Here is a 7,875-nt window from a genome sequence, read left to right on the forward strand (position 1 = left end):
GACCGTACGGTCCGGGGACGGGCGGTAGGAGGTGGCGACCCCGTACGACGCGGCGAGCCGCGCCAGCGGGGTCGTGTCCGACGGCTCCGCGGGGGCGCCGGACGGTGGTGGTTCTCCCGGGTCGGCCGGGCGTGGTGGCATCTAGACCCCCGATGCGGCGCCGTTGGACGTGGGTTCGCTGGTGAGGGGTGCGGCGTCCGCGAGGGGCGGCTCGCTGGTGAGGGGCTCGGCGTCCGGGAGCGGGGGCTCGCTGGTGAGCGGCGCCTCGGCGCAGGGACCCTCCGCGGTGAATACGCAGACATGGGGTTCGACGAGCCGGTGGGGCTCGAGGACGCGTTTGGAGCGGACGGCCTGGGTCGGAAGGTGTACCGGTGCGGCCACGGGGGCCTCCTTGTCGTCGTACGACGGTGGATGTGCGGGTCCGGGGTACTCCAGCCCTACCCCGTGGACGCCGCCGCAGACGTGGCGGGGCGGAGATCGTGGCCCGGCTCACGCCGGACGGGCTGACGGAGGCAAGAACCGGGGCCGCTATTCACTCAGTACATGTACTCAGTGCATACTGATCTCCATGAGCACCCGTCACATCCTGTTGGGGCTGCTCGCCAGGGGGCCGAGCCATGGCTACGACCTCAAGCGACGGCACGACGAACGCTTCCCGCAGGCCCGCCCGCTGGCCTACGGCCAGGTCTACACGACCCTCCAGCGGCTGGTCCGCGACGGACTCGCCGAGGTCGACGCCACCGAGGCGGACAGCGGCCCGGAGCGGACCGTGTACCGCTCGACGGACGAGGGGGCGCGCGAGCTGGCCGAGTGGGCCGGTGGGATCGCGCCGCCCGCGCCGTTCGTGACGAACGAGATCTTCGCCAAGCTCGTCGTGTCGATCCTCGCCGACGGCGACCCGGCCGCCTACCTCCGGGCGCAGCGCGCCGCCCACATGGAGCGGATGCGGGAGCTGACGGCCGTGAAGACCGCGCCGGGGGCAGACCTCTCGACCGTGCTCTCGGCGGACTACGCCCTCAACCACCTCGACGCCGACCTCCGCTGGATGAACACCACGGCGGCCCGGCTGACCAATCTGACCGCGGAGGTCGACCCAGCATGAGCGAGAACCACCCGGGCCCCGTGCCGCTCCTCGCCGCCCGCGGCCTCGTCAAGGCGCACGGCAGGACGCGGGCGCTGCGGGGCGCCTCGCTGGAGCTGCGCGAGGGCGAGATCCTCGCCGTCACCGGGGCCAGCGGCAGCGGAAAGTCCACGTTGCTGCACTGCCTGGCCGGCATAGCGCGGCCGGACGAGGGATCGGTGACGTACGCCGGCGAGCGGCTGGACCAGCTGCCCGAGAAGCGGCTCAGCGCGCTGCGCCGGACCGACTTCGGGGTCGTCTTCCAGTTCGGGCAGCTGATCCCGGAGCTGACCGCCGTCGACAACGTGGCGCTGCCGCTGCTGCTGGCCGGCACCGGCCGCGGCGAGGCGCGGGCACGGGCCGGTGAGTGGCTGGAGCGGTTCGGTGTCCGCGGCCAGGAGGAGCAGCGGCCGGGCGAGCTGAGCGGCGGCCAGGCCCAGCGGGTGTCGTTGGCGCGGGCCCTGGTGACGGGGCCGAGGGTGGTGTTCGCGGACGAGCCGACCGGGGCGCTGGACTCGCTGGCGAGCGAGCAGGTGATGGCGGCGCTGGTGCACACGGCCCGGGAGTCCGGTACGTCGGTGCTGCTGATCACGCACGACGCGCAGACCGCGGCGTACGCGGACCGCGAGGTCACGCTGGAGGACGGCGTCGTGGTCTCCGAGGCCGAGGCGCCGCTGGGGGTGTCGCGTTGAGCACCCTCGCGAACGATCTCCGCCTCGCCTTCCTGCTGACACAGGGCTCGGACCGCCGGGAGTGGTGGCGGGTCACGCTCACCGCCCTGGGCGCCGCGCTGGCGACGGGTCTCGGGTTGGCGGCGGCCGTGCTGGCCTCCCTCCAGGGGCGCTATCAGGTTCCGGTGGCCGACGGGCTGCTGAACAATCCCGGCCAGCGTTCCGGGGTGATCCTGACCCTGCTGCTCCTGCTGGTCCCGGTGCTCGGGTTCCTCGGCCAGTGTGCCCGGGTGGGCGCCGTGCACCGGGACCGACGGCTGGCCGGGCTGCGGCTGGCCGGGGCGTCGGTGGGGCAGGTGCGCCGGATCGCGGCGCTGGAGACCGGGATCGCCTGTCTGATCGGCTCACTGGTCGTCACCGTCTTCTTCGTGCTGTCGCTGCTGCGCGAGTGGCGAAGCCCTTCCGCCCTGGCCTGGGCGGGGATCGCCCTGGTGTCGCTGGGGGTGCCCGCCCTGGGCGCGCTGGTGAGCGTGCTGGCGCTGCGCCGTGTGGTGGCCTCGCCACTGGGCTGGGTCCGGCGGGTGGGGCCCAGGACGGGCCGGGGTCCGCAGTGGGTGCTCCTGGGGGCGATGGCACTTCTGGTGCTCGTGGCGCTGGTCGCCGTCGCCTCCACCTACATGGACATGCCGGACAACACCTTCAAGGCGGCACCGCTGACGTTGTTCGCCGTGCTGCTGGTGGTGGGCGCGGGCGCGGTCCTGCTGTCGGGCGCGGTCGCGAAGCTCACCGGCAAGGTGCTCGCCGGCCGCGCGGGGAACCCGGCGGTCCTGATCGCCGCCGAGCGGCTCCGCCAGGACCCCTGGGCGGCGGCCCGCACCCACGCGGCCGTCCTCATGGGGACCGTCGTCGGCAGCGGGTTCATCGGGGTACGGGCCACGCTGCTCGCGGATATCGCGAAGTACGACTACCTGACCGATCGCGCCGACTTCTACACCGCCGGTCTGAACCTGACCGCCACCGCGATCGTCGTCGGCTTCGCCATCACCTTCGCCGCGCTGGCCGTCGGCACCGCCGAGTCGCTCGCCACACGCCGCCGGGGCCTCGCCGCCCAGGTCGCCGCCGGGGTGCCGTACGAGGTGCTGGGGCGCGCGCTGATTCTGGAGACGGCCCTGCCCCTGGTGCCGTCGCTGCTGCTGGCCGGGGCCGGCGGCACGGGCATCGCCTTCGCCTACGCCATGGCCATGGCCGGGACTTCGGTCCTGCCGTTCGGCGCCCTGCTGGTCCCCGTCGTGGCGTTCGGCGCCTGTCTGCTGGCGGCGGCCACGTCCCTGCCCCTGCTGCGCCGGACGGTGCGGCCGGGCGAGCTGCGGTACGCGTAGCGGAGGGGGGCCGCGGCGGACACGGCCCGGCCGCTCGCCCGCGCTCTGGGGTGTACGGGGGTCCTCCCGGAGCGCGGGAAAGCAGTGGGGGCGCCCGGATCTCTCCGGGCGCCCCCACTGTCGTACACGGGCGGGCGCGCCGCGCGCCCTACTTCGTCGGCACGCCCGACGGGGTGATCGGCGTGGCCCGCTCCGACTGCGGGGAGGTCGAGTTGGCGTACACCGACGGGGGCGAGACGGCGGCTGCGGGATCGTCGGCCGGGCCGTCGGGCTGCGCGGGTATGCCCCCGACGATGCGGATGTCGGCGGCGTCGAAGGCCTTCTTGATGCGCCAGCGCAGCTCACGCTCGATGGTGAGGGCCTTGCCGGGCATGGTCTTGGCGCAGACGCGGACGACCATCGACTCCAGGAGCACGTCGTCCAGGCCGAGGACCTCGACCGGGCCCCACAGCAGCTCGTTCCAGGGCTCCTCCTTGCCCATCGTCTCGCCGACCTCCGCGAGCGTGCGGCGCACCTTGTCGAGGTCCTCGTCGGCACGGACGGTGACGTCGACACCGGCGGTGGCCCAGCCCTGGGAGAGGTTGCCGATGCGCTTGACCTCGCCGTTGCGGACGTACCAGATCTCGCCCTGGTCGCCGCGGAGCTTGGTGACGCGCAGGCCGACCTCGATGACCTCGCCGGAGGCGACGCCCGCGTCGACGGTGTCACCGACGCCGTACTGGTCCTCCAGGATCATGAAGACGCCGGAGAGGAAGTCCGTGACCAGGTTCCGGGCGCCGAAACCGATCGCGACGCCCGCGACACCGGCGGAGGCCAGCAGCGGGGCGAGGTTGATCTCGAACGTGGCGAGGACCATCAGGGCGGCCGTGCCCAGGATCAGGAAGGACGCCACGGAACGCAGCACCGAGCCGATGGCCTGGGAGCGCTGGCGACGGCGCTCGACGTTGACCAGCAGCCCGCCGAGGGTGGAGCCCTCGGTGGCCGGCACGGAGCGGTTCATCCGGTCGATGAGCTTGGTGATCGCCCGTCGGACCATCACTCTGAGCACCGCCGCGATCACCACGATCAGCAGCACGCGCAGACCGATGGCCAGCCATGTGGACCAGTTCTCCTCCACCCAGCTGGCGGCGTTGGTCGCGCTCTCCTGAGCGTCCTCCAGGGTGGGCACCGCGGGCGTCGTCGGCGTCTCCGAGGGAGACGGCGACGGCGACGCGGCGGCCAGTAGGAGGGGCAGGGACGAAACGGGCGACACGGCGGGTACCTCCAGGTGCGTTATCCGCCCCCCGGTACGGCGGTCAAGATCGATCAGGTCACGGAAAGGTCACCGGAGGGGCAGACCCACCACACTAACGGGGCATTGTGTGGAGGCCGTAGCGATGTTCGAGGGAGACAGGGCGCTCACCAGGGAGTGAAGGGCGCACGCAGCGGGGGATGAATCAAGGTGTGGTCGAAAACACTCCCAGCCCGTTACCGGGACATGGTGGCGCTTCCACCAGGCCTGAGGGGAGACTGACTACGGATCGTCCACGGCGCGAGCCACGCGCCGCCGGCGTACAAGGAGGCATCCGTGCCGCATGTCCTGGTCCTCAACGCGTCGTACGAGCCGCTCGGCGTCGTACCGCTCCGCCGCGCGCTCGTCCTCGTCCTGGAGAACAAGGCCGTCTCCTTGGAGGAATCCGGCGCCTTCATGCACAGCGCGACCGTCACAGTCCCCGCACCCAGCGTGGTCCGGCTCAAGCGATTCGTCCGGGTTCCCTATCGGGGGCCCGTTCCTCTGACCCGTCGGGCGCTGTTCGCGCGTGACGGGGGCCGGTGCATGTACTGCGGTGGCGTCGCAACCAGCGTCGACCACGTCATCCCGCGCAGCCGCGGGGGCAAGCACGTCTGGGACAACGTCGTCGCGTCGTGCCGTCGTTGCAATCACGTCAAGGCCGACCGTCATCTCGTCGAGATCGGCTGGCGACTCCGCCACAAACCCGCTCCGCCCACCGGTCTGGCCTGGCGCATCATCGGGACCGGCCATAGGGACCCGCGCTGGCTGCCCTACCTCCAGCCGTACGGCGCGGACGACGCTCTGGCCCGGATCGACGGCATCTCCGCCTGACGGTCCGGGCCTTCGCATCGCCGGATGCCCCCGCCGGACGCCCCCGCCGGACAGGCGGCCGAGGGGCGTCCGGCACATGGCCGCCGGACGCCTCATCCGGAACACTCACGCCCATCTGACCAGGCGTTTTGTCGCCGCTTTCACAGCCGCCCCGCATTCCCCGCACATCGGTGATCGTTTAGTGTCACCCCAACAGCGGGCCCTTGTTCTGGAGCGCAACGCCCGGGGGTCCGTTTCGAATGTGGGGAATTCATGCGAAAGCTCGCCATAGGTGCCGTCGTCTCCGGCGCCCTGGCTCTCACCGGCCTCGCCGCGCCCTCCGCGCTGGCCGACTCGCCGCACCTGAGCTTCGGCGCCGTCACGGTGAACAACGGCAAGCCCATCGTGGTCGGCGTCAAGGACGCGGTGACCGTCCCGGTCACGTACAGCTTCACCCGCCCGGCGGACCTCGTCATCGATCACGAGAACAACGTCCTGGCCATCGCCCTGTACCGGGGCCGGCTCGCCAGCCCCGCCAACGGACTGGAAGGCTCCGCGAAGCAGCCCGTCTGCACCACCACGGCCACCACCGACACCACGGTGACGCAGTCCTGCGCGACGAAGATCACCGTCGACCCGCGCGAGAACCTGATGGGCGCCGAGGACGCCACCACCTGGAAGGCCGCCGCCGTCTACGGCCACACGTCCGTCGACGAGGACGACTCCGACGACCACATCAGCTTCGAGAACGGCGTCGACATCTGGGGCGACCTCGGCACCGCCAAGCTCCAGCGCGCCGCGAAGCTCACCGTGAACGCCACCCCGGAACCGGTCGTCAAGGGCAGGACCCTGACCGTCAAGGGCGCGCTGACCCGAGCGAACTGGGAGACCCGCGGCTACACCGGCTACCGGGACCAGAAGGTGACGCTCCAGTTCAAGGCGGCCGGCACCACGTCCTACACGGACGTGAAGACGGTGACCTCCGGCACCGGCGGCGCCCTGTCCACCACCGTGAAGGCCACCCAGGACGGCTCGTACCGCTACACGTTCGCGGGTACGTCGACGACCGCCGCCAAGACGTCCGCCGGCGACTCCGTCGACGTCAGTTAACACCCCTCCCGCGTCGCGGGCACCGCCCCCAGGTAACGACTCCGTTGCCCGGGGGCTTTTTTCGTCCGACCCGTATTGACTCACCCCTGGTCTAGTCCTATCTTCCTGACATCCGATAGGAAACCTTCCTAATAGTTCGGCGGTGACGCTCCCCATGGCTGGAACCCCTCGCGTACTGCGCGCCATGAACGACCGCGCCGCGCTCGACCTGCTGCTGGAGCACGGGCCGCTGTCGCGGACCCGGATAGGGAAGCTCACGGGGCTGTCGAAGCCGACCGCCTCGCAGCTCCTCGCCCGGCTGGAGGCCGCCGGGCTCGTCATCGCCACCGGCACCGACACCGACGGTCCCGGCGACAGCGGCTCCGGCGCGGGCCGGCCCGGACCCAACGCCCAGCTGTACGCGGTCAACCCGACCGCCGCGTACGCCGCCGGCCTCGACGTCACCCCCGAGCGCGTTCTCGCCGCCGTCGCCGACATCACCGGCCGCACGGTCGGCGAGCACGCCGTCCCCACCCCCGGACGGCGCCCCGCCGAGCCCGTCGCCCGCCAGGTCACCGCCGCGCTCGACGGGGCGGTCAAGGCCGCCGGGCTCGTACGGTCCGACGTCCGCCGGCTGGTCATCGGCACCCCCGGCGCGTTCGACCCCACCACGGGCCGGCTGCGCTACGCCTCGCACCTGCCCGGCTGGCACTCCCCCGCGCTGCTCGACGACATCGCCGCCGCGCTGCCGATGCCGGTCGAGTACGAGAACGACGTGAACCTCGTCGCCCTCGCCGAACAGCGGCTGGGCGCGGCCAAGGGCCACGACGACTTCGTCCTGCTGTGGAACGAGGGCGGCATCGGCGCCGCGGTCGTCCTCGGCGGGCGGCTGCACCGGGGCTTCACCGGGGGCGCCGGGGAGGTCGGCTTCCTGCCCGTCCCCGGTGTGCCGCTGGTCCGCCATGTCACCAAGGCGAACAGCGGGGGCTTCCAGGAGCTCGCCGGTGCTCAGGTCATCCCCCGGCTCGCCCGGGAGCTGGGCATCACCCCGGTGCCGGACGGGCCGTACGCCGAGGTCGCGGCGGACCTCGTGGGGCGGGCCGCCGATGTGAACTCCGGTCCGCACCGGCGGCTCCTGGCCACGTACGCCACGAGCGTCGCGACCGGGCTGGCCTCGCTGGTGTCCGTCCTCGATCCCGAGCTGATCGTGCTGAGCGGCTCGGCGCTCACCTCGGGCGGGGAGCCGTTGCGGGCCCTCGTCCAGGCCGAGCTGGGAGAACTCGCCGCGTCCCGGCCCCGGCTCGTCCTCGGTGACGTGCTCGAACGCCCCGTGCTGCGCGGGGCGTTGGAGAGCGCGCTCGCCACCACGCGCGACGAGGTCTTCGACACGTTGACGCTCCGCTGAAACCTCCGGCCCCGAGGCCGCTCGACAGCTGCGGGCGGGCTCCGACGCCGCCGGACAACCGCCGGCCGACTGCGAGGCCGCTCGACAACTGAGGGCTCGTCGCCGCCGGTCGCGCCCACGCGGCGGAG

At 72.5% G+C, this 7,875-nt stretch carries 8 protein-coding genes; 6 read left to right on the forward strand and 2 right to left on the reverse strand.

Annotation, left to right across the window (positions count from 1 at the left end):
* Window positions 1-141 precede the first annotated feature (141 nt).
* Window positions 142-381, reverse strand: coding sequence for a hypothetical protein (locus AOK23_RS35795; RefSeq protein ID WP_055716693.1), 240 nt, complete (start codon window positions 379-381; stop codon window positions 142-144).
* 187 nt (window positions 382-568) lie between these two features.
* Here AOK23_RS35795 and AOK23_RS35800 point away from each other — a divergent pair, with 187 nt between their 5' ends.
* From AOK23_RS35800 to AOK23_RS35810, 3 genes are read left to right on the forward strand one after another with little or no spacing between them, the layout of a single operon-like run.
* Window positions 569-1,102 carry a PadR family transcriptional regulator gene (locus AOK23_RS35800; protein WP_055716694.1) on the forward strand — a complete coding sequence of 178 codons (534 nt, stop codon included), beginning with the start codon at window positions 569-571 and terminating at the stop codon, window positions 1,100-1,102.
* Window positions 1,099-1,812: an ABC transporter ATP-binding protein gene (locus AOK23_RS35805; protein WP_055716695.1), complete on the forward strand. Its 714-nt coding sequence runs from the start codon at window positions 1,099-1,101 to the stop codon at window positions 1,810-1,812. Before AOK23_RS35800 ends, AOK23_RS35805 begins: the two co-directional genes overlap by 4 nt.
* Entirely contained in the window at window positions 1,809-3,170 is a 1,362-nt protein-coding gene (locus AOK23_RS35810; RefSeq protein WP_055716696.1) for a hypothetical protein, read from the forward strand. Before AOK23_RS35805 ends, AOK23_RS35810 begins: the two co-directional genes overlap by 4 nt.
* Window positions 3,171-3,318: 148 nt before the next feature.
* Here AOK23_RS35810 and AOK23_RS35815 read toward each other — a convergent pair whose 3' ends face one another.
* On the reverse strand, window positions 3,319-4,422 hold the full coding sequence (locus tag AOK23_RS35815; protein ID WP_055716697.1) for a mechanosensitive ion channel family protein: 1,104 nt from the start codon (window positions 4,420-4,422) through the stop codon (window positions 3,319-3,321).
* A 315-nt stretch (window positions 4,423-4,737) separates the two neighbouring features.
* Here AOK23_RS35815 and AOK23_RS35820 point away from each other — a divergent pair, with 315 nt between their 5' ends.
* The 3 genes from AOK23_RS35820 to AOK23_RS35830 all read left to right on the forward strand — a co-directional run bounded on the left by AOK23_RS35820 (window position 4,738) and on the right by AOK23_RS35830 (window position 7,747).
* On the forward strand, window positions 4,738-5,274 hold the full coding sequence (locus AOK23_RS35820; RefSeq protein WP_055538384.1) for an HNH endonuclease: 537 nt from the start codon (window positions 4,738-4,740) through the stop codon (window positions 5,272-5,274).
* Window positions 5,275-5,526: 252 nt separating this feature from the next.
* Entirely contained in the window at window positions 5,527-6,363 is an 837-nt protein-coding gene (locus AOK23_RS35825; protein ID WP_055716698.1) for a hypothetical protein, read from the forward strand.
* 154 nt (window positions 6,364-6,517) lie between these two features.
* Window positions 6,518-7,747: an ROK family transcriptional regulator gene (locus AOK23_RS35830; RefSeq protein WP_055716699.1), complete on the forward strand. Its 1,230-nt coding sequence runs from the start codon at window positions 6,518-6,520 to the stop codon at window positions 7,745-7,747.
* Window positions 7,748-7,875 lie beyond the last annotated feature (128 nt).

Origin of the sequence: Streptomyces torulosus (assembly GCF_001419765.1) — a bacterium.
GTDB classification, from domain to species: Bacteria; Actinomycetota; Actinomycetes; order Streptomycetales; family Streptomycetaceae; genus Streptomyces; species Streptomyces torulosus.